The sequence below is a fragment of the Dorea sp. AF24-7LB genome (assembly GCF_003478575.1).
Taxonomy (GTDB): Bacteria; Bacillota; Clostridia; order Lachnospirales; family Lachnospiraceae; genus Dorea_D; species Dorea_D hominis.
On the sequence record NZ_QUFR01000020.1, the window covers coordinates 1 to 20961 of the forward strand.

The 20961-nt window shown below is 40.4% G+C and carries 17 protein-coding genes, 5 tRNA genes and 1 pseudogene; 19 read left to right on the forward strand and 4 right to left on the reverse strand.

Going from position 1 to position 20961, the window contains the following annotated elements; genetic code table 11:
- Window positions 1-64: 64 nt before the first annotated feature.
- The 8 genes from DWY31_RS13345 to DWY31_RS13380 all read left to right on the forward strand — a co-directional run bounded on the left by DWY31_RS13345 (window position 65) and on the right by DWY31_RS13380 (window position 6902).
- A tRNA-Tyr gene (locus DWY31_RS13345) sits at window positions 65-146 on the forward strand.
- Window positions 147-164: 18 nt separating this feature from the next.
- Window positions 165-237 (forward strand) — tRNA-Thr (locus DWY31_RS13350).
- A 31-nt stretch (window positions 238-268) separates the two neighbouring features.
- A tRNA-Met gene (locus DWY31_RS13355) sits at window positions 269-342 on the forward strand.
- A gap of 4 nt (window positions 343-346) precedes the next feature.
- Window positions 347-419, forward strand: a tRNA-Phe gene (locus DWY31_RS13360).
- Between the two features lie 25 nt (window positions 420-444).
- Window positions 445-517 (forward strand) — tRNA-Lys (locus tag DWY31_RS13365).
- 456 nt (window positions 518-973) lie between these two features.
- A complete protein-coding gene (locus DWY31_RS13370) occupies window positions 974-3532 on the forward strand; it encodes a cation-translocating P-type ATPase (protein WP_118520942.1) in 2559 nt (852 codons plus the stop codon).
- Window positions 3533-3669: 137 nt separating this feature from the next.
- Window positions 3670-4830 (forward strand): AI-2E family transporter, encoded by a 1161-nt coding sequence (locus DWY31_RS13375; protein WP_117537430.1) that lies wholly within the window; start codon window positions 3670-3672, stop codon window positions 4828-4830.
- Window positions 4831-4913: 83 nt separating this feature from the next.
- Window positions 4914-6902: a right-handed parallel beta-helix repeat-containing protein gene (locus DWY31_RS13380; RefSeq protein ID WP_118520916.1), complete on the forward strand. Its 1989-nt coding sequence runs from the start codon at window positions 4914-4916 to the stop codon at window positions 6900-6902.
- A gap of 203 nt (window positions 6903-7105) precedes the next feature.
- On the opposite strand, the gene DWY31_RS13385 is transcribed toward DWY31_RS13380, so the two are convergent.
- Together DWY31_RS13385 and DWY31_RS13390 are read right to left on the reverse strand one after the other, a co-directional pair.
- Window positions 7106-7648, reverse strand: coding sequence for an NADH peroxidase (locus DWY31_RS13385; RefSeq protein ID WP_118520918.1), 543 nt, complete (start codon window positions 7646-7648; stop codon window positions 7106-7108).
- A gap of 125 nt (window positions 7649-7773) precedes the next feature.
- Entirely contained in the window at window positions 7774-8175 is a 402-nt protein-coding gene (locus DWY31_RS13390) for a Fur family transcriptional regulator (RefSeq protein ID WP_118520920.1), read from the reverse strand.
- A 270-nt stretch (window positions 8176-8445) separates the two neighbouring features.
- On the opposite strand from DWY31_RS13390, the gene DWY31_RS13395 reads away from it, so the two are divergent.
- Together DWY31_RS13395 and DWY31_RS13400 are read left to right on the forward strand one after the other, a co-directional pair.
- Complete coding sequence (locus DWY31_RS13395) at window positions 8446-9312, forward strand: C40 family peptidase (protein WP_118520922.1); 867 nt, start codon at window positions 8446-8448, stop codon at window positions 9310-9312.
- Window positions 9313-9821: 509 nt separating this feature from the next.
- Entirely contained in the window at window positions 9822-10028 is a 207-nt protein-coding gene (locus tag DWY31_RS13400; RefSeq protein WP_117537434.1) for a DUF1858 domain-containing protein, read from the forward strand.
- Window positions 10029-10122: 94 nt separating this feature from the next.
- On the opposite strand, the gene DWY31_RS13405 is transcribed toward DWY31_RS13400, so the two are convergent.
- Window positions 10123-10947, reverse strand: coding sequence for an adaptor protein MecA (locus DWY31_RS13405; protein ID WP_199671998.1), 825 nt, complete (start codon window positions 10945-10947; stop codon window positions 10123-10125).
- Between the two features lie 749 nt (window positions 10948-11696).
- Here DWY31_RS13405 and DWY31_RS13415 point away from each other — a divergent pair.
- The 6 genes from DWY31_RS13415 to DWY31_RS13440 all read left to right on the forward strand — a co-directional run bounded on the left by DWY31_RS13415 (window position 11697) and on the right by DWY31_RS13440 (window position 17075).
- Entirely contained in the window at window positions 11697-13649 is a 1953-nt protein-coding gene (locus DWY31_RS13415; RefSeq protein ID WP_243060611.1) for a glycosyl hydrolase family 18 protein, read from the forward strand.
- A gap of 79 nt (window positions 13650-13728) precedes the next feature.
- The gene (locus DWY31_RS13420) at window positions 13729-14469 is read left to right on the forward strand and encodes an N-acetylmuramoyl-L-alanine amidase (RefSeq protein WP_330422652.1); all 741 of its coding nucleotides are present in this window, start codon (window positions 13729-13731) and stop codon (window positions 14467-14469) included.
- An 11-nt stretch (window positions 14470-14480) separates the two neighbouring features.
- Window positions 14481-15533: an L-threonylcarbamoyladenylate synthase gene (locus DWY31_RS13425; protein ID WP_318532596.1), complete on the forward strand. Its 1053-nt coding sequence runs from the start codon at window positions 14481-14483 to the stop codon at window positions 15531-15533.
- A 63-nt stretch (window positions 15534-15596) separates the two neighbouring features.
- The gene (gene upp / locus DWY31_RS13430) at window positions 15597-16226 is read left to right on the forward strand and encodes a uracil phosphoribosyltransferase (RefSeq protein ID WP_021859861.1); all 630 of its coding nucleotides are present in this window, start codon (window positions 15597-15599) and stop codon (window positions 16224-16226) included.
- A gap of 17 nt (window positions 16227-16243) precedes the next feature.
- Entirely contained in the window at window positions 16244-16732 is a 489-nt protein-coding gene (locus tag DWY31_RS13435) for a deoxycytidylate deaminase (protein ID WP_118520926.1), read from the forward strand.
- Between the two features lie 133 nt (window positions 16733-16865).
- Complete coding sequence (locus DWY31_RS13440) at window positions 16866-17075, forward strand: pro-sigmaK processing inhibitor BofA family protein (protein ID WP_021859863.1); 210 nt, start codon at window positions 16866-16868, stop codon at window positions 17073-17075.
- Here the strand turns inward: DWY31_RS13440 and DWY31_RS13445 are convergent.
- Window positions 17060-17791: a 4'-phosphopantetheinyl transferase family protein gene (locus DWY31_RS13445; protein ID WP_118520928.1), complete on the reverse strand. Its 732-nt coding sequence runs from the start codon at window positions 17789-17791 to the stop codon at window positions 17060-17062. The genes DWY31_RS13440 and DWY31_RS13445 overlap by 16 nt on opposite strands.
- 330 nt (window positions 17792-18121) lie before the next feature.
- Here DWY31_RS13445 and DWY31_RS13450 point away from each other — a divergent pair, with 330 nt between their 5' ends.
- From DWY31_RS13450 to DWY31_RS13460, 3 genes and pseudogenes are all read left to right on the forward strand, one after another.
- Window positions 18122-19039 carry a hypothetical protein gene (locus DWY31_RS13450; protein WP_118520930.1) on the forward strand — a complete coding sequence of 306 codons (918 nt, stop codon included), beginning with the start codon at window positions 18122-18124 and terminating at the stop codon, window positions 19037-19039.
- Window positions 19032-20228, forward strand: a pseudogene (locus DWY31_RS13455) (CpaF family protein); the annotation flags it as partial. The gene DWY31_RS13450 and the pseudogene DWY31_RS13455, both read left to right, overlap by 8 nt.
- Before the next feature lie 316 nt (window positions 20229-20544).
- The gene (locus DWY31_RS13460) at window positions 20545-20946 is read left to right on the forward strand and encodes a type II secretion system F family protein (RefSeq protein WP_442873169.1); all 402 of its coding nucleotides are present in this window, start codon (window positions 20545-20547) and stop codon (window positions 20944-20946) included.
- Window positions 20947-20961: the final 15 nt, after the last annotated feature.

Below are 20961 nucleotides of genomic sequence, written 5' to 3' on the forward strand. Positions count from 1 at the left end.
TGGGAGAGCATCTGCCTTACAAGCAGAGGGTCATAGGTTCGAGCCCTATTGGTCCCATAGATATGGATGGATTCCCGAGTGGCCAAAGGGGGCAGACTGTAAATCTGTTGGCAACGCCTTCGAAGGTTCGAATCCTTCTCCATCCATTAGCCAACATGGCTTGTGCCGATGTGGCTCAATTGGCAGAGCAGCTGATTTGTAATCAGCAGGTTATCGGTTCGAGTCCGATCATCGGCTTTATCATGAAAATGATAGAATTAAATATTATCGCGGGGTGGAGCAGTCTGGAAGCTCGTCGGGCTCATAACCCGAAGGTCGTAGGTTCAAATCCTGCCCCCGCAATTCTGCCCAGATAGCTCAGTCGGTAGAGCAGAGGACTGAAAATCCTCGTGTCGCTGGTTCGATTCCGGCTCTGGGCATTTGTCTTAGTAAGACATTTGGTACGGGCGTGTAGCTCAGGTGGTAGAGCACTTGACTTTTAATCAAGTTGTCCGGGGTTCGAATCCCCGCACGCTCATAGGAATGAGAGAGAAGTAGTATTAATTTAATACTGCTTCTTTTTTATATACGAAATCAAACAAGAGAAAGTCTGCATAATTGTTTATAGAATTATTATTGACAAAAAGAAAAAATTTGTATATTCTAATAACACAATGATAAAAGGGAGTAACTGGCATCAATTAATGATGTTTACGACGTCGTCAGTACGATGAGCGATCATCCGTGTCGTAATGAAATGGTGAGACTTTTATTGCATATTTTATATGCAATAAGGTCTCTTTTTTGTTATGGCGACGAGGAAAATGCGCCATGCTTGCATGGCAGCATTTGACGACCGCTAATCAGCGAATAAAACTCGCAGAGCGTGTTTTATCGCTGTTATAGCGACGAGGAAATTTATGAAGAAAAGCATTTAACATCATAAAAAAGTGAATACTAAAAGAGATATTATTGCAGGAAAGGTAGAATGAATATGTTGACAAATGAACAGGCAAAAGAAAATCAAAAAAAATATGGATGGAACGAATTGGCAGAGGAAAAGAAAAAAAGCTGTATTACATTATTTTTGGAGCAGTTTAAAGATTTTCTTGTAATTATATTGATCATATCTGCAATAATATCCGGAATTCTGGGTGATGCAGAGAGTGCTGCAGTTATTTTCTTAGTTATTACAATGAATGCCATTTTAGGGACAGTACAGACATTAAAAGCGGAACAATCTTTAAAAAGTCTGAAACAATTGTCAGCACCGGAAGCGAAAGTAGTCAGAGACCATGCGGTGATACAGATCCCGGCAAAAGAAGTTACGATAGGGGATGAAGTGCTTATTGAAGCGGGGGATTGTATTCCGGCAGATGGTAAATTGATAGAAACGGCAAGTTTAAAAGTAGATGAGAGTGCATTGACGGGAGAAAGTCTGTCGGTGGAGAAGAATCTGGAAGATGTTCCGGAAAATGCAGCAATTGGGGATCGGACGAATCAGGTATTTTCAGGAAGCTTTGTGACGTATGGTCACGGACGCTATGAAGTGACAGCAATTGGAATGAATACAGAGATGGGAAAGATTGCTTACTTGTTGAAGAATACTTCTGAAAAAATGACACCATTACAGAAGAATCTGGATGATTTCGGAAAGAAATTATCCATAATGATTTTAATATTATGTGGAATATTATTCATCTTAAGCATTTTACGTGGGGATAACATTTTAAATGCATTCCTTTTTGCTGTAGCATTGGCGGTTGCAGCAATCCCAGAAGCTTTAAGTTCTATCGTGACAATTGTTCTTTCATTTGGTACACAGAAAATGGCAAAAGAACATGCAATTATAAGAAAATTACAGGCAGTAGAAGGACTTGGAAGTGTTTCTGTAATCTGTTCTGATAAGACCGGAACCTTAACACAAAATAAAATGACAGTAGAAGACTATTATATTTATCCAAAGCGAATCTCCGTGTCTGAGCTAAATTTTGAAAATGATTCGGAAAAGGAATTGTTGATTTCCAGCATTTTGTGTAATGATGGAATGATCACAGATGGAGAGCAGATTGGAGATCCTACGGAAACGGCATTACTCGCAGTTCTGCAGGAAAAAAAGTATATAGAATATTCGTTTTCTGATGTCAGAGAAGCCTGTCCGAGATTATCGGAGATACCATTTGACAGTGACCGGAAAATGATGTCAACGGAAAACAAATGTGATGGAAGATATGTAATTTATGTAAAGGGTGCAGTAGATGTTCTTTTAAAGAGAATTACACATATCCGAAAATATGGAAGTGAAAAGCCGGAATTGATCAATGAGGAAGACAGATTATATATTGAAAAACAGAATCTTGAATTTTCACGAGAAGGGCTTCGTGTGCTGGCATTTGCGTACAAAGAATTAGATGCAGAGAAAGAACTTACTTTAGAAGATGAAAATAATCTGGTATTTTCAGGATTGATTGCAATGATGGATCCGCCACGGCAGGAGTCAAAACAGGCGGTCGAGGAGTGTATTAAAGCGGGAATCCGCCCGGTCATGATTACTGGTGATCATAAAGTGACGGCGGCTGCGATAGCAAAAAGAATTGGTATTATTAAAAATGAATCGGAGGCATGCGAAGGGGCAGTTATTGAAGAAATGTCAGATGAAGAACTGAGGACATTTGTAGAAGGAATTTCAGTATATGCGCGTGTTTCGCCGGAACATAAGATCCGGATCGTGCGTGCATGGCAGGAACGTGGAAATATTGTTGCAATGACCGGTGACGGTGTGAATGATGCACCTGCATTGAAGCAGGCTGATGTCGGAGTTGCAATGGGAATTACGGGAAGTGAAGTATCTAAAGATGCTGCCGCAATGGTGCTTACAGATGACAATTTCGCAACGATTATAAAGGCAGTGGAAAATGGAAGAAATCTTTATCAGAATATAAAAAATGCCATTCAGTTTTTGCTTTCAGGAAATTTAGCAGCAATTCTTTCGGTATTATATGCATCTGTTGTTAATTTACCAGTCCCATTTGCACCGGTTCATTTACTTTTTATCAATCTGCTTACGGACAGCCTTCCGGCAATTGCACTGGGGTTGGAGCCGCACACAAAAGCGGTGATGGAAGAAAAACCAAGACCAATAAAGGAGTCAATTTTGAATAGAAGATTTCTCACAGATATAAGTGTAGAAGGTCTGGTTATTGGAATTATGACGATGACGGGATATTTTATTGGCTATAGTGAGAGCGGTGCGCTGCTTGGAAGTACAATGGCATTTGGAATCTTGTGTACCAGCCGTCTGATACATGGATTTAATTGTAAATCCAGAAAACCAATTTTATTTACAAAGCAATTTTTTAATAATCCATATCTGATCGGAGCATTTGGAATGGGATTGTTATTGATCACAGGAGTATTAATGATCCCTGGATTACATGGGATTTTCCAAGTGGCAGCATTAGACTGGCAGCATTTATTGATAGTATACGGTCTGGCATTGCTTAATTTACCGGTTATACAGGGACTAAAATTAATTCGTGTGGGACGAGTTTAATTTTCATATCACTGTTAGCTGCCTTATCATTCGGAGAAAGGTGTCGGTGGCAGATTGTGTGTGTATAAAAAAGATTATGGAATGAAGGAAAATTTTAGGAACGCAAAAGTAAAGAACATAAGGAGTAAAGAAATTATATGGAATTAAACCGGGAGAATATGAAAAAAATACGAGAATTAATTTTGTTTACAGCAATTGTAATTGTCTGCTTGTGGAAATTTAATATGGTATTGCAAGTGTTATTGAAAGGATTAAATATATTCATTCCTTTTCTTTTAGGCGGAGCAATTGCATTTGTGTTAAATGTCCCGATGAATTTTGTGGAAAGACATTTATTTTCAGAGGATAAAAGAAAAGGAAAACGTTACATGCAAAAGGCAGCACGACCGTGTAGTATGATTCTTGTATTGATCTTTGTATTTGGAGTTGTAGCTGCGGTGATGTTTGTTTTAGTTCCACAACTGGGAAATACTTTTTCAAATCTAGGGAAAAATGTTCAGATATTTCTTCCACATGTACAGGCATGGGCAAAACAAGTTTTCCACAATAATAAGGAAATTATGAACATTGTAAATAATATTGAATTTGACTGGGATAAGATTATGAATGCCGGAATCGGTTTCTTTAAAAATGGTGCCGGAAGTGTGCTGGATTCCACGATAACAGCGGCAAAAAGTATAGTGAGTGGAGTCACAACATTTTTTATCGCATTTGTATTTGCTATCTATATCCTTTTGCAAAAAGAGAAGCTGGAAATCCAGGCTAAAAAAGTATTATTTGCTTTTGTACGAAAAGGACGTGCAGAGGCAATAATTGAAGTATGTTCTCTGACATATAAGACATTTTCCAGTTTTCTGACAGGACAATGTTTGGAGGCAGTGATTTTAGGTTCTATGTTTGTTGTTGCAATGACAATTTTCCGTCTGCCTTATGCATTGTTGATAGGAATTGTGATAGCATTTACTGCACTGATTCCGATATTTGGAGCATTTGTTGGGTGTGGAATAGGAGTTTTACTTATTTTTATGGTAAATCCGGCAAAAGCAGCTATTTTTATCGTACTGTTTCTTGTATTGCAGCAGATAGAAGGAAATCTTATTTATCCACATGTTGTTGGAAATTCAGTGGGGCTTCCGTCTATCTGGGTACTTGCAGCGGTTAGTGTCGGGGGAAGTCTGATGGGAATTACAGGAATGTTGATATTTATTCCGATTGTATCTGTGCTATATGCATTGTTTCGGGAAGTTGTATATTTAAAATTGAAGAAAAATAAGATTGATCCGGGGAAGATCCGCTAGCAGGAAAAAGATTGTCTGAGACATTGGTTTTGCAGAAATAATGCGATATAATATACTCCAAAGTAGTAATTTGGGAGGTATTTATGAAGAAGAGAGTAATTACAGTGCTTTTGTCAGGAATGATCGCCATGGCATGTACGATTGGCATGAATCCGGTAGAAAGTCAGGCGCAGGAGAAAGTTCATACAGAGAATCAGATTGCAGTACAGGATGCAGAAGAGACGGATGACAGTGTCATTACTGTAAGTGCAAAGAATGGATCTGATATAGCAAGGGAATTAGATAATGCTTTAAAAGAGGCAAGAGATACAGCTACAGACAGCAATCCGGTTACAGTAAAGGTGGTGGCAGGAAGCTATAAGCTGAGCTCCACGTTACATATTTACAGCAATACGACACTGGATCTGACGGAAGGCGTAACATTTACTTATTCAAGAACATCCAGTAATATGATAGAGACAGGAACAAATGGTACTTATAAAGGACATTCAGATTTTAATGCAAGTTCAGCTTGTAAAGGATATAGCGGATTCCAAAATATTTCTATTATAGGTGGAAAATGGTACGGAAATAGCAATTGTGATTCTTCTTTGATTCGTCTTTTTCATGCAAAGAATATTAAACTGGAAAATGTAACAGTATCAGGTGGAGGATGTGCACATCAGGTAGAACTTGCTGCAATTGATGGACTGAAAGTTAATAAATGTACGTTCAAAGATCTGGCAAGGAGAAAAAGCAGTGGCAATTTAAAACAGGAAGCTTTGCAGTTTGATATTCCATGTGATACATCTATTTATAAAAGTACATATTTGGATGGAACAACAATGAAAAATGTGGAAGTTACGAATTGTTTGTTCCAGAATGTACCACGTGGAGTAGGTACTCATACTCTTCTTAATGGCGCTTATCATGAAAATATTAAGATTACGGGAAATATTTTTAAAAATATACAGGAAGAAGCAATCATTGCATTAACATATTATAACTGTGAGATAAAAAATAATGTCATTGAAAATTGTGGCGGTGGTGTGTTAATTCAATATTTCAAACCACTTTCCAGTTCGGTAATGTCTACAATCTTTGATGGAAAGAAAGTTTACAAAGGACAGGTTCGCCATAATGCTAAAATGGTCGTTGAAAACAACCGTATGACGATCAAGTATACGAAATACAGTGATGAAGTATGCGGAGTTAAGGTTTACGGCAGAAAAGTTAGTACTACAGAAAAAGATAAGAAAAATAAAACAATCCCGAAAAAAGATTATTATATTAGTGGAGTAAAAGTAAGAAATAATGTAATTACTACAGCCGGACATGGTATCCATATGATGGATGTACAGGATAGTGAGGCAACAGGTAATAAAATTACAGGAAAAAATTATTATGCTAAAGATCCAAGAAGGAAGAAATATGATGGCGTATTTGTAGATTTAGGATCAAAAAGAATTACTACAAATTCTAATATAATAAAAAATATGGCTCGAAGCGGTGTGTTTACACAGAATTACAGTACATCAATGATTATTACAAATAATCAGATTTCCGGCTGTAAACAGCATGGTGTACAGATGTTCAATAAGAGTACCTGCGGAAAGCTTTCCAGAAATGTGATCAGTAATATAAAAGAGCATGCAGTACATATTACAAAATCAACAGCCAATATTAGTGGAAATACAATCTCCGGAGTACCATATGGAGTATTTGTATCTTCTGATGCAAAAGGAAAGATTTATCAGAACACATATAAGAGTGGTGTAAAGAAAAAGGTTTATGTTGGTGGTAAGACGTCTGGAATAACACCAAAAGCGCCAAAGATAACAAAGAAATCCGGAAGTAAGACTTCTATGACTGTGAAATGGAAAAAAGTATCCGGTGCAGGAGGATATGAAGTGCAGTACAGCACAGATCCGAAACTTGTTGCGGGTGTGAAAAGTGTATCCTTATCTGCCAAGAAGACATCTGCTTCTATGAAAAAGCCGGCAGCAGGAAAGACATATTATGTGAAGGTGCTGTCTTATAAGAAAGTGAAGGGAATGCAGATGTATAGTTCTGCGAAAGCGATGAAATTGTAAAGCCATTCGGAATGCGCTACGCTACTTCCTCATGATGGCTGTCGCCGTATAAAACAGCGCTACGCCGAGCCAGCTCCAACGCGAAAAACGCGTCGTCGCTGTAGGGCTGTCGCCCAATAAGCCTAAAAATAAAGACGCTGGGAATTGGATGTAAGCACATCCTTTCCCAGCGTCTTTATTTTTATCCTTACTCGGCTTGTAGCTTAGCCAAAGTATCTCTTAAGCAGTCCTTCGAATGCTTTTCCGTGACGTGCTTCGTCTCTTGCCATCTCGTGTACCGTGTCGTGGATTGCATCCAGATTTGCAGCTTTTGCACGTTTTGCAAGGTCGAATTTACCAGCTGTTGCACCGTTCTCAGCGTCTACTCTGAGCTCAAGGTTCTTCTTAGTGCTGTCTGTGATAACTTCTCCGAGGAGCTCAGCGAATTTAGCAGCGTGTTCAGCCTCTTCGTGAGCAGCTTTTTCATAGTATAATCCAATCTCCGGGTATCCTTCTCTGTGAGCAACTCTTGCCATTGCCAGGTACATACCAACTTCTGAACATTCTCCTTCGAAGTTTGCTCTTAAATCAGCAAGGATGTCCTCGCTTACACCTTTAGCTACTCCTACTACATGCTCAGCAGCCCATTCTCTCTCACCTGTCTGCTCTTTGAACTTGTCAGCACCTACTCCACAGACTGGACATTTCTCCGGTGCAGCTTCTCCTTCGTAAACATAACCACATACTGTACAAACAAATTTTTTCATAATGTTGATCTCCTTTTCTTATAATTAATTTTTATTGTGTTTTGCAATATCAATATTAGTAATTGTTACTGATATTAATCTACCATACTTATTGAAAAATGTCAATCATTAAATTAACTTTTTCATTAATTTTTGCCTTTTTTGAAGCATGCCGGACAAATACCAGAAAACAATGTTGTGTGAGATTCTATCAAGCCATCAAAGTTCTTACCTGCAGCTTCGTTCATCTCGTGGAAATACTTTACATCCATATCCAGATCAATGACTGCACCACAGGAAGTGCAGGTAAAATGATAATGTGGCTTCGTACATCCATCAAAACGATCTCCGCCATCCAGCGTAGTGATCTTGAGTGCTTCGCCCATGTCGGCTAAAAGATTCAGATTGCGATATACGGTACCAAGGCTGATGCGCGGAAATTCTTCTTTTACATGCTCATAAACAGTATCTGCAGTAGGATGTTTCGTTGTATGCATAAGATATTCTTTGATACACTCTCGCTGCCTGCTATATTTTAATGTAGCCATAAGCAATCCCCTTTCAATAATAGTAATAATTATTATAATTAGTATAAGATAATGATACAAGATTGTCAACAAGCAATCTGAAAATGTAACAATTTGTAACAAAATACTACATGGAAATGTCGTAGTATATCAAATACTGTAGTGTGATAGAAGCTTAAAAAAGCGTAAATAAGGTTGACATGATTGCTTTTGATGATATAATAATCACGTAACATATGTAACAATTCTGTAATATTTACAAAAGATAAGAAAACATAAAGGAGGGAGTTTATGGATTCTGTTCTTAAGAAAGGATTGTTCTTAGTTACTATAAGTAGCCTTGTGATGGGAATTTCTCCGGAAGTACAGGCTGCGGATACAGATTCTGTTTTACCCGGTGCAGGGATAGAGGAAGTTTTGAATGATTATGATGCTTCTGATCATAAAGTACAGGTAAAAGAGTATCTGGTTCCAACAGAGAAGGGTGAGTATTCAGATATGGCATTTGCGAATGTTCATTCGTTTCTTTATATAAGAAGTGAACCAACAAAGCAAAGTAAGTGGGTCGGCAAGCTTTATCCGGATTATGCAGCGAAAATAAAAGGTCCGGTAGGAGAGTGGACGAAGATCAAATCTGGTGATGTAACCGGATATGTATATTCACAATATATTACAATAGGAAAAAAAGCCCAAAAAAAAGCAAAAGAGATGAAAAAATTTCATTATGCGAGATCCAGAAAAGAGGAAGAAGCAATCCTGGCAAAACAGCGGGAAGCAAGCACAGCCGAAACGAACGGTGCGGACGGTGGCAGATCAAGCAGTGGTCAGGCGGTTGTGGAGTATGCCAGCCGTTTTATCGGAAATCCTTATGTATGGGGTGGTACAAGCCTTACACATGGTGCTGACTGTTCGGGGTTTGTACAGTCGGTATATAAGCATTTCGGTATACAGCTTCCAAGAACATCGTCTCAGATGCGCAGTGCGGGAAGAGCCGTTAGCTACAGCAATGCAAGACCTGGAGATGTTATCTGCTATAATGGACATGTAGGAATTTATAAAGGAAACGGGCAGATTGTAAATGCGATTAACCGGGCGCGGGGAATCGGAATCTTGTCGGCTACTTATGCTAATATTATAACAGTAAGAAGATTGTTATAAATTATGAAAATGTAAGACAATAAAGGTGAAAGAAATGAATAATTTCTTTCATCTTTTTTTTTGCTGTAAAGGAAAAAATCAGAAATAGCAAATTGTACAAAAATGTCATATTTTGAAAAAAGCGACGAAATAAAGTTATCCAAGTTATCCACATCAAAATATTGAAAAAAGGTGGAAAAATCGTACTTTGTTGCAATTTATCCACATTATCCACATTATTCACATCGAAAACGGGGGATTATTTTATGTTAAAAAAAGAACGAATGTTTTGTGGAGTTATAATAAAATTCGATTTTTGTCGAAAAAACTCGGCAAAAATGTTGACATTTAAGATGTCAAATATTAATAGTAAATTATAGGAAAATGTTTATACAATGGGAGAGGAAAGAAATGAGAATATCCAGAAGAGGAATTTACACGAGGAATTACACGAGGAAATCCCCTGAAAATGTTTACATGATGAAGAAAAACGGATATAATAAATACCACTGAAGAGAAAAGGAGGTGTCATGATGGCACAGGTTTCTAAAGATATGACAATCGGTGAAGTTCTTGCTATGAACCCGGAGGTAGCTCCGATCCTTATGGAGATTGGAATGCACTGTCTTGGTTGCCCGGCTTCTCAGGGAGAAAGTCTTGCTGAGGCTGCTATGGTTCACGGAATCGACAGCGATTTATTAGTAGAAAAGATTAATGCATTTCTGGCTGCACAATAAGCCAGAATATAAAAGCAGTTTTCGATAATTATCGAAAACTGCTTTTTTCATGCTTAAAATTCCATATTCAAACTGTAATCTGTGGGATGTACAATTAAATAGCTGCGAGCAGCTGGATTGCATTGTCTGCAACAAGTGCTTCGCAATGTTCTTCGAGAAAAGCAAGGATAACTCCGGATGTCTTCTCGGAAGTACCGTATTCTGTCAGCATATTACAGATACGGTTGAAATCGTTAGCAGAATGTTCAGACTGGGATAATGCCAGAATATAAAGGTCTTCTGCCTGATCTTTGTATAAGGTGTTGGAACCGGTGTACATCGTGTTCAAAAGACGAGATGCTAAAAGCACATTGTCCATTGTGGCAAATGAAAACAAGCGAATCTTTGCTACCGGAGAATCTTCAGCAGCTACATTGCTTTCGGAGTTCTCGTCAGTGGCAGAAGCTACATTTGCAGAATCTGTTCTGGCAGAAGAATCTGTTGCCTGTGCATCGGACGGAGAATCTGTCTTGTCCCTGCTTTCGGCTACATCCATCTTCTCTTTTACTTTGCCAAGAAGGTCCAGAAGTGTCTCTGCTCCTTCGAGCTTATTCACTGTTTCGGATTTTTTAGCATCGTTCTCACCCGCCGGTGACGGGGAAAACTTAGAAAATCTGGTGTCAAGTTCTTCCGGATCTTCTACTTTAGTAATTATCAGCACGATAGAATCGGAAGAAGCCGGAATTGCCTCGATCATAAGAGGAATGTCGTTGGCTTCAAATCCAAATTCAAAGGCTGCCTGTTGCATCATATCATGGAAAAGTGATTTTGCTTTTTCGGTTCCATAAGCCAGTTCGCTCAATTGAAGCTGGCGTTCGGCCAAGTCAGCACGTGTTAAAGTACAACGTATCTGATTGTCACTTATTTTCTCAATCTTCATATTCATCACTTCCTTCTAGTTTAGTATAGCATAGAATTTTTTGTATGTTAAATAAAATAAATATAAAATGAAAAAAGGACTTGCTTTTTAAAAAGCTGTCCGCTATAATGACGTTACTAAAAGATAGTTTTCCCGAATAGCTACATTCTTAGAACAAAGGAGGGAAATTTTTTTAACTTTTCTGATATAGCATCTTTATTTCAAAACTATCAACAGATCAATAACATTATCGAACGTCGTTTCAGACAGACATTATCACAGAAATTAAGATCAACATCAACCTATTATGTAAATGAATACAATGCCTTACTGTCTTTTGGTTTAAGCTGCAGGAGGAGAAAAGTGTATCACAATTACAGCATTTTCTTTTGGAGTCTCTGGTATATGCAGCCGTAGTTATTATATGGGAACGGGCATTGAGAAGGAGGAATCCATGGGAGACCATCAGGAACAGCAGGTTCATAGTCTGTTTTCTGAGTTGACAGATTATGAAAAAGAAGGGATTCATATATTGCTGAATGGTCTGCCGCAAGCCCTATGCAAGTCGTGCAGGCGCATATTATGCGGGAAGACTCAGTGTATATGCGAGATTATGTGTTGAATGAAAAAGGAGACATCAAGGAGCTGTGTTTTAACAACGTGGATCAACGAATTTCGGAACACGAATACCCCTCAAACTAGATTTTGTCAAATAAATAATGACGGGGCACATCTGTTTTGCTATAATAAGGTCTGACAGGAGGTACAGCATGGAAGAAAAAGATATGCAGCCGATGCAGCCGGAAGGCAGCTCACTGACAGGCAGACGAATCAAGGATGGTGCCAGAACGCCAGTTGCGGGCAGAAGAAGTAGCGCTTCAGAAGGACCAGGGATTTCCGGCAGAACAGGAAATTCCGGAAGATCAAGGATTTCCGGAAACAGAAGACTGGTAAGAAGAAAACCGCAATCCAGACGGAGAAGACAGCGGAATCTTATCATTAAGATGAGTGTCGTCCTGATATTACTGATCGTAGCCGTTGTAGGGACATTTTTGTGGAAAAAATACAGCCCTTCCAAGGAGAAAGCTGATCTGAATAAATATTATGGAATAGAAAAGAAAGGCCAGGTGGCGATCACAGTAAATAATAAGGTCGTGGATCCGCATGGTATGATATCCGATGGAAAGCTCTATGTGCAGTATGATGTGATCAGGGATTATGTAAACAGCAGATTTTACTGGGATCCGAATGAGAATATTTTATTGTATACACTGCCGAAGGACATGGTATCAGTCGAGGTCGGAAGCAAAGACTATATGGTGTCCAAGGAACGTAAGAGCGAGAAATATGTCATTGTTAAGACAGAAGGAAATACAGCTTATATTGCGCTTGATTTTGTTCAGCAATATACAAACATTGAGTATGAGGTATATGACAATCCGAGCCGTGTAATGATCGTCAGCGACTGGGGCAAGAAGAAAGTTGCCGAGGTTAAGAAGGATACTCAGGTTCGTTACCGCGGTGGTGTGAAGAGTCCGATCCTTTCAGATGTCAGCAAAGATGATACAGTTACAATTATTGAAAACGAAGGATCATGGGAGAAAGTCCGCACAAAAGACGGATTTATCGGCTATGTGAAAGACAGTGCACTCAGGACACCGGAGACCAAGAATGTAACCAGAAAATTTAACGAACAGAAATTTACCAGTATCAAGAAAGATTACAAGATTAACTTGGCATGGCACAATGTAACCAATAGTTCCGCTAATAACGGAGTGCTTGAAAAGATAGCAAAAAGTAAAGGGCTTACAACACTTGCGCCGACCTGGTATCATGTAGCAGATACGGAAGGTAATATAAAGTCAATCTCGTCGACAGATTATGTGAACTATGCACATAAAGCGAATATTGAAGTGTGGGCGACCGTCAGAGATTTTGACGGAGGAATCAATTCGCAGAAAGAATCTTATGAATTATTAAGCCATACTTCACGGAGAGAGAAGCTGATCAATCAACTGGTTGCAGCGGCATTGCAGACCGGAATTGACGGAATTAATGTTGACTTTGAAAAGATATCAAAAGAATGTGGTGAACATTATATTCAGTTTATCCGCGAATTATCTGTAAGATGCAGACAGAATGGTCTGGTATTATCCGTGGATAATTATGTTCCGAAGGGCTATAACATGCAGTATAACCGTAAAGAGCAGGGAATCGTAGCAGATTATGTTATCATTATGGGTTATGACGAACATTTTGCAGGATCACCGGAAGCCGGTTCGGTTTCTTCTTATAATTATGTAAAAGAGGGAATTTCTGAGACGTTAAAAGAAGTTCCGGCAAATAAAGTGATCAGCGGAATTCCATTTTTCACGCGTCTGTGGGAAGTAAGAGCGAAAACGGAAGATGAACTTGCACAAGATGCAGGTACAGCGAACGAAGAGTATACCAACAAAGTAACAAGTAAGGCACTTGGTATGGACAGTGCACAAGCTGTAGTCAAAGAAGCCGGTGTCAAGACGACATGGGATGATGAGACGAAGCAGAATTTCGCAAGCTGGACTTCCGGAGATACGACTTACAGCATTTGGCTGGAAGATGAGAAGTCTATGGAGTACAAGCTTCAGCTCATGAAGAAGAATAAGCTTGCAGGTACAGCTGAATGGGCACTCGGACAGGAAAATTCAGATATCTGGCAACTGATCCAGAAGTATGTAAATTAAATATTGAGAGAATAAACATATAAAATGCCTCCGGCAGACATATATTATGAAGAATAAAGTCTGGCTGGAGGTATTTTTTTTGCATTTTCCAAATATCCGAAAGAACCGGCATATGACGGATGCGACAGGGAAGAAAATAGAATTTATACTGATTCTTCTGGCGCTTATGGTACTTGTACTGCTTAGTAAAAAATTGGAAAAATATGCATCAGGAGAGATTGTAAAACTGACAGAAAAAGAGAAAAAATCGCAGGTGATTGTGCTGGATGCCGGGCATGGCGGAAGTGATCCGGGAAAGATTGGAGTACATGAAGAAAAAGAGAAAGAGATTAATCTGGAGATTGCTTTAAAAGTAGAGAAAATGCTGAAAAAGAAGAAAATAAAAGTAATCATGACAAGAACAGATGATCAGATGTTGGATGATCGATCGGATGCAGGACAAAAAGTCCGGGATCTGCGGGAACGGGTAAGAAAAATCAACGGGGAAAAGCCGGTATTTGCAGTTAGTATTCACCAGAACAGTTACCCGGACGCCGGAATCCATGGGGCGCAGGTGTTTTATTACCGCCATTCGGCAGAGAGTGAACAGGCTGCAAAGACAATGCAGGAAGCATTGCGGGCAGCAGATATCGGAAATACAAGACAGGCGAAAGCAAACGATACTTATTATCTGCTGAAACGGACGGAGGTGCCGATAATTATTGTAGAATGTGGCTTTTTAAGTAACCCGGAAGAAGCAAAAAAACTGACAACTCCGGAATATCAGGACGATGTTGCGAAAGCAATTGTAAATGGAATCGTAACTTGTATGGAGAAATAGAGTGTAGTATAATGAGACACATGGAAACGATTATAAAAAGAGTAAAAAAAGGACAATTGGATAAAGATAGTATTGAGATGGCAGGAGCCATTTTAAAAAAAGGCGGACTGGTTGCATTCCCAACAGAGACAGTATACGGACTGGGTGCAGATGCGTTGAATGAGAAGGCAGCAGAGAAGATTTATGCTGCAAAAGGAAGACCTTCCGATAATCCACTGATTGTACACATTACGAATCTTGGTGCATTGGAAAAAATTACAAAAAATGTTCCGGAGGAGACGAAAAAAATCGCAGATGCATACTGGCCGGGACCGCTGACGATGATTTTTGAGAAGAGCGAAGCAGTTCCGTATGGAACGACAGGTGGGCTGGATACTGTAGCTGTGCGTATGCCGAGTGATGAAGTAGCGCGTGCGCTGATTGATGTGGGCGGTGGATATATTGCAGCACCGAGTGCGAATACATCAGGCAGACCAAGCCCGACAATGGCAGAGCATGTAGAAGAGGACCTGACCGGAAGAATTGATATGATACTGGATGGAGGACCGGTGTCTATCGGACTGGAATCGACAATTCTGGATATGACGGTTACACCGCCAATGATCTTAAGACCGGGTGCGATTACAAAGGAGATGCTGGAAGCATGTATTGGCGAGGTGACAGTTGATAAGGCGGTCATTAAGCCGAACCAACGGCCGAAAGCACCGGGTATGAAGTACCGGCATTATGCGCCGAAAGCAGACTTAAGCATTGTAGAAGGTGAGATGTCAAAGGTTATTTCAAAGATCAATGAACTGGCAGCAGAGCAGGTGAAAGCCGGACATAAAGTTGGTATCATTGGAACCGAAGAGAGTGTAGCTAATTATATCTGTGGAGATGTGAAGTCTATCGGAACCAGGGAAGACGAGTCTACGATAGCCGTTCATTTATTTGCCATTCTGCGGGAATTTGATGCCGATCAGGTCGATTATATTTACAGCGAATCTTTTGATACCGAAGGAATCGGAAGCGCGATTATGAACCGTTTGTTAAAAGCGGCAGGACATCATGTCATAACGGTTTAAACAAATCAATATTATAAATTGATATTTTAAAATCAGAACAAGTGTCAAATGAGGAGGAAAAACATGTCTAAAGTACAGGTTATGGATCACCCATTGATCCAGCACAAAATCAATTGCATCCGCAAAGAGGATGTAGGAACAAAGGAATTTCGTCAGATTGTCAGTGAGATTGCTGCATTAATGTGTTTTGAAGCAACAAGAGATCTGAAGCTTCAGGATGTAAAAATCAAGACACCGATCTGTGAGATGGTGGGTAAAGAATTAAGTGGAAAGAAACTGGCAGTTGTTCCGATTTTAAGAGCCGGTCTTGGTATGGTTGATGGAATGTTAAGCATGATCCCGACTGCAAAGGTTGGACATATTGGTCTGTACCGTGATCCGGATACTTATGAACCGGTTGAATATTATTGCAAATTACCGGCAGACTGCGATGAGAGAGAAGTGTTTGTCGTAGATCCGATGCTTGCTACAGGCGGTTCCAGCGTGGCTGCTATCCAGATGCTGAAAGACAAAGGCGTAAAACATATCCGTTTTATGTGCATTATTGCAGCACCGGAAGGTGTAGAACGTATGCAGAAAGAGCATCCGGATGTAGATGTTTATATCGGTGCACTGGATGAGCGTCTGAATGAACATAAATACATTGTTCCGGGACTTGGCGATGCAGGAGACCGTATTTTCGGAACAAAATAATTGGTGGAGGATGGCAGATGGGAAGCAAAAGAGAAGATTATATCAGCTGGGATGAATATTTTATGGGGGTTGCGCTTCTGTCTGGAAGACGCTCCAAAGATCCCAATACACAGGTGGGATGTTGTATTGTAAGTCAGGATAACAAGATTTTATCTATGGGATATAATGGACTTCCTACCGGCTGTTCAGATGATGAATTTCCATGGGTAAGAGAAGGCGACAATCCGCTGGAGACCAAGTATGTTTATACGGTTCACAGTGAATTGAATGCGATACTCAATTACCGTGGCGGAAGTCTGGAAGGCGCAAAATTATATGTATCTTTATTCCCGTGCAATGAATGTGCAAAAGCGATCATTCAGGCGGGGATCAAAGAAGTGATTTACGACAGCAACAAGTACAAGGGAACGCCGTCCGTGTGCGCATCTATGCGGATGTTTGATGCAGCGGGAGTCCGTTATCATCAATATCACCGGACGAACCGTGAGGTACGGCTGGAGCTTTAAAGCGTAGGATGACAGAATTGTGAGAATACGAAACAATTCGTAGGGCATCTTTTAAGAATAAAACTTAAAAAAGGACGATATACTGGAAGAAGAACAACCTTAATATCATAAAATGAGAAAGAAGGAATTACATATGCCGGGATATCGGACGCAGGTGCTTGTAAATTTTGTAGTCAGAGCTGTGATAGGAACAGCCTTGATCTTTTTTGTAAATCAGTTTTTAAACGCAAGAGGAATTGACATCCGGGTTGGAATGAACCCGGTGACAGTAGTGACTTCCGGTGTACTTGGTACACCGGGAGTTGCTTTATTATATGGAATTTCTTTTTATAGAGGATTCTGAACGCAGTAGGCGACACTGCAGAAATATTTATCCGGAGCCGGAAGTGCCTGAACCCGCCAGAGCGGATATTTTGTGAGCTGGTACAGACCGGAATCTGAATCGATCTCATCAATACGGAAGGAATCTGCGGAAATGGTAAATCCGGTTCCGATTCCTTTTAAAAATGCTTCTCGTATCGTCCAGTAACGGAAAAAAAGCTGTGTACTTTCCCACTCCGGTAAATGTGCGAATCGCAGTTCTTCATCCGGGTGAAAGAAACGGTGGACAAGGTGGCTGCTGCGTGCATTTTCACGTATTTTTTCGATGTCGATACCGACCGGGGAAGAAAAGGAAAATGCAAACGCAATCTGCTCTTCCGAATGAGAGAGATTAAAGGAAAGCCGCGGCAGATGTCCCAGACCTCTGGCTGTAAGTGCATCATAATCCAGATAAAGTTTGCCATGTGTGCCTGTACGAAGCACAAGTTCTTCCGGTGCAATGTACAGATATTTTCCAAGCAGCAGACGTAAGAGAAAGCGCGCAGTCTGATGCTGGATACGGTCTTTTTTCTGTGAATAACCGGCAATCCGGTTCCGTTCTTCTGTGGAAAGAATTTGCGTATCCTGTGCATCTGGTGGGAAATCTTCTGTTTTAAAAAACCAGACGTCTATCGTCTGCATTGGCAGGGTAAAAGCTGCCGAAGATAAATCTGAAAAGTGATAAATATTTATATTCATGTTGTTATTTCCTGACTGTTTTTTATTAGTATTATATCTTTTGACGTGAAATTTGTATAGAATTTTAAGGAAAATGAAGGACAAAATTTTGGCAGAGTTTCACAAAGATAGAAATTTTCAGAAAAAAGGATAGACAGGAAATAACCGGTAGAGTATAATCGTCCTACAAGTCAAATCTAAGACTTGTGTTGATCTGTTGAAAATAATAATTCTAAGTAATTCGTGCCGTATCGGCGTAGGATTCAATGAAGTGCAACAAGTACATAAGAGTATCAAATCGCAGCGAAAGTGGGCGTAGAAGAAGTGTTTTTACACAGGAGGCAGGCATATGTGAGTAACGGGAATTTAATTATATGTGACCCGGAAGAAGGATATGCGCAGGCACTTGCCTATTATCTGATGCATAAAAAGGAATTTGGCATGGAAGTGCAGGTGTATGACCGGATAGAAAAAGTGCAGGAAATTGCGGACAGAACGAAGATACAGATTTTATTTGTGGCAGCAGAGTACGAAGCAGAAGAACGGAAGAAAGTACCGGCAGAGCAGAAATTTCTGCTGACCGGTGCAGGGAACAGCCAGGTTCTGGAAGATGAGACGGCATTATATAAATATCAGTCGGGAGAGAAGATCGTAAAGCTGCTTCTGGAAAATGTTGATGCTCAGGAGTCGGAAAATATTCTCCTCGGACAGGCAGCAGGAAAGCAGGCAGTGAGACTGATCGGTGTGTATTCACCGGTTCACAGGATCGGAAAGACGTCATATGCATTAAAGCTTGGAGAAGAACTGGCAGTGAATGCGAATGTATTATATCTCAACCTGGAACTGTATAGTGGTATTGGCGGACATTTTGCAGGAGAAGGACAGACGTTGTCGGATCTTCTGTATTATGCGAGACAGGAAAAAGGAAATCTTGGTTTATTTCTTACAACGATCGTGCAGCATAGAAGACATTTGGATTATGTACATCCAATGGCGGTCGCAGAAGACGTAAAGGCAGTAAGTGTACAGGAATGGAAAGATCTGCTTACGAAGATCGCAGAACAGAGTATTTATGAGATGATCGTACTTGATATTGATGAAGGACTCCCACAGGTATATCAATTATTGCGGGTGTGTACAGAAGTACATGTTCCGGAGATAAGGGACCGATATGCACAGGCGAAGATCCGGCAGTTTGAACAGGAACTTACGCTTCTGGGTTACGAAGATGTATTGCAGAAAATCAAAAGGAAGGATGTACATGATTGAGGCGGAACAGTTACATGCGAGGATTCTTGAAAAACTGGATCTGACAAGAGAAGTGGAAGATGAAGAACTGACCGGGATTATTTATCAGGTATTACAGGAAGCCGGGCAGAAAGAATATATTCCGCTGAAGATAAGGACAGCGCTTGGAAAGGAACTGTTTAATGCGTTCAGAAAACTGGATCTTTTACAGGATTTTCTGGAGGATGATGAGATTACTGAAGTGATGATCAATGGAGTACAGAGCATTTTCTATGAAAAACATGGAAAGCTGTATGAAGCAGAGAGACATTTCTTGTCCAGGGAGAAACTGGAAGATGTGATACAGCAGATTGTGGCGGGTTCAAACCGTATCGTCAATGAAGCATCACCGATCGTAGATGCGAGGCTGCCGGACGGCTCCCGAGTGAATGTCGTGCTTGCTCCGGTTGCGTTGAACGGACCAATCGTAACGATCCGTAAGTTTCCCAAAGATGCAATCACAATGGAGCAGCTGATTGCATGGGATTCCGTTAGCGAGGAAGTTACAGAATTTCTTGCTATGCTTGTAGTAGCAGGATATAACATATTTATCAGTGGAGGAACCGGTTCCGGGAAGACCACATTTCTAAATGCATTATCTCAATATATACCCAAAACAGAACGAATTATTACGATTGAGGACAACGCAGAGTTAAAAATACAGGATGTAAGCAACCTAGTCAGTCTGGAAGCCAGAAATGCAAATGTTGAAGGGAACGGAGCGATTACGATCCGTGATCTGATCAAATCGGCGCTGCGTATGCGACCGGATCGTATTATTGTCGGTGAGGTGCGCTCGGCGGAAGCAATAGATATGCTTCAGGCACTTAACACCGGACATGACGGGAGCCTTAGTACCGGACATGCGAACAGTCCAAAGGACATGCTCGCAAGACTGGAGACAATGGTATTAATGGGAATGGATATTCCGCTTCCGGCGGTCAGAAGACAGATTGCGTCCGGGATTGATATCATTGTCCATTTGGGAAGATTACGGGATAAGAGCAGGAAGCTGCTGGCAGTTACAGAAGTGATGGGATACGAAGCCGGAGAAGTGATACTGAAACCATTATATACATTTGAAGAGACAGGAGAAGTACATGGGAAGATTCAGGGGATCTGGAGAAAAGAACGAGAGCTTGAAAATATCACAAAATTACTGGCAGCAGGCTGTAAAACCGGCAGAACGAATGAAAATGGCAGGGCAGACAGCTGCGCTTCTTGCACTGACTGCATGGCTCTATTATCGGGAAATCTGGGCAGTGGTGTTTCTGATACCGGTCGGAATTCTGTATTACCGGATGAAGAAAAAGGAATGCGTGAGGAAAAAACAACAGGTGTTTCTTTTGGAGTTCAAAGAGATGATCCAGAGTCTCGCCGCGGGACTGAACACAGGATATTCAGTGGAAAACGCAGTGCGGGAGACGCAAAAAGAATTAATGATGGTCTATCCCAAAGAGGAAGTTATTTCTAAGGAACTGGCAGTCATGACAAGAAAACTGAGGCTTAGTATGTCGATGGAACAGGTATTTGATGAGTTCGCAAGGCGGGTAGATATGGAAGATGTACGGAATTTTTCAGTTGTATTTACAGCAGCGAAAAAAAGTGGTGGAGATATGATCGCGATCATTCGGAACACTGTGGATCAGATCAGCGGAAAAATAGAGGTAAAGAGGGAGATCGAAACACTTCTTGCGGCAAAGAAATATGAATATAAAGTAATGTCGATCATTCCCTATGCCATTATCGCTTATATGCGGCTGAGTTTTCCGGAATTTATGTCTTACCTGTATGGAAATATATTAGGAATCGGGGTGATGTCTGTATGTTTGGGAATCTATGCCGGCGCATACGTGCTTGGTGCAAAAATGGTAGATATCGAAGTCTGAGCGTGGGTATTGCTG

Coding starts and splice junctions, on each gene's coding strand:
- DWY31_RS13425 (WP_318532596.1), top strand. CDS start 14,481: ATGAGACACATGGAAACGATTATAAAAAGAGTAAAAAAAGGACAATTG.
- DWY31_RS13415 (WP_243060611.1), top strand. CDS start 11,697: ATGGAAGAAAAAGATATGCAGCCGATGCAGCCGGAAGGCAGCTCACTG.
- DWY31_RS13460 (WP_442873169.1), top strand. CDS start 20,545: ATGACAAGAAAACTGAGGCTTAGTATGTCGATGGAACAGGTATTTGAT.
- DWY31_RS13435 (WP_118520926.1), top strand. CDS start 16,244: ATGGGAAGCAAAAGAGAAGATTATATCAGCTGGGATGAATATTTTATG.
- DWY31_RS13445 (WP_118520928.1), bottom strand. CDS start 17,791: ATGAATATAAATATTTATCACTTTTCAGATTTATCTTCGGCAGCTTTT.
- DWY31_RS13400 (WP_117537434.1), top strand. CDS start 9,822: ATGATGGCACAGGTTTCTAAAGATATGACAATCGGTGAAGTTCTTGCT.
- DWY31_RS13440 (WP_021859863.1), top strand. CDS start 16,866: ATGCCGGGATATCGGACGCAGGTGCTTGTAAATTTTGTAGTCAGAGCT.
- DWY31_RS13390 (WP_118520920.1), bottom strand. CDS start 8,175: ATGGCTACATTAAAATATAGCAGGCAGCGAGAGTGTATCAAAGAATAT.
- DWY31_RS13375 (WP_117537430.1), top strand. CDS start 3,670: ATGGAATTAAACCGGGAGAATATGAAAAAAATACGAGAATTAATTTTG.
- upp (WP_021859861.1), top strand. CDS start 15,597: ATGTCTAAAGTACAGGTTATGGATCACCCATTGATCCAGCACAAAATC.
- DWY31_RS13405 (WP_199671998.1), bottom strand. CDS start 10,947: ATGAAGATTGAGAAAATAAGTGACAATCAGATACGTTGTACTTTAACA.
- DWY31_RS13370 (WP_118520942.1), top strand. CDS start 974: ATGTTGACAAATGAACAGGCAAAAGAAAATCAAAAAAAATATGGATGG.
- DWY31_RS13385 (WP_118520918.1), bottom strand. CDS start 7,648: ATGAAAAAATTTGTTTGTACAGTATGTGGTTATGTTTACGAAGGAGAA.
- DWY31_RS13395 (WP_118520922.1), top strand. CDS start 8,446: ATGGATTCTGTTCTTAAGAAAGGATTGTTCTTAGTTACTATAAGTAGC.
- DWY31_RS13380 (WP_118520916.1), top strand. CDS start 4,914: ATGAAGAAGAGAGTAATTACAGTGCTTTTGTCAGGAATGATCGCCATG.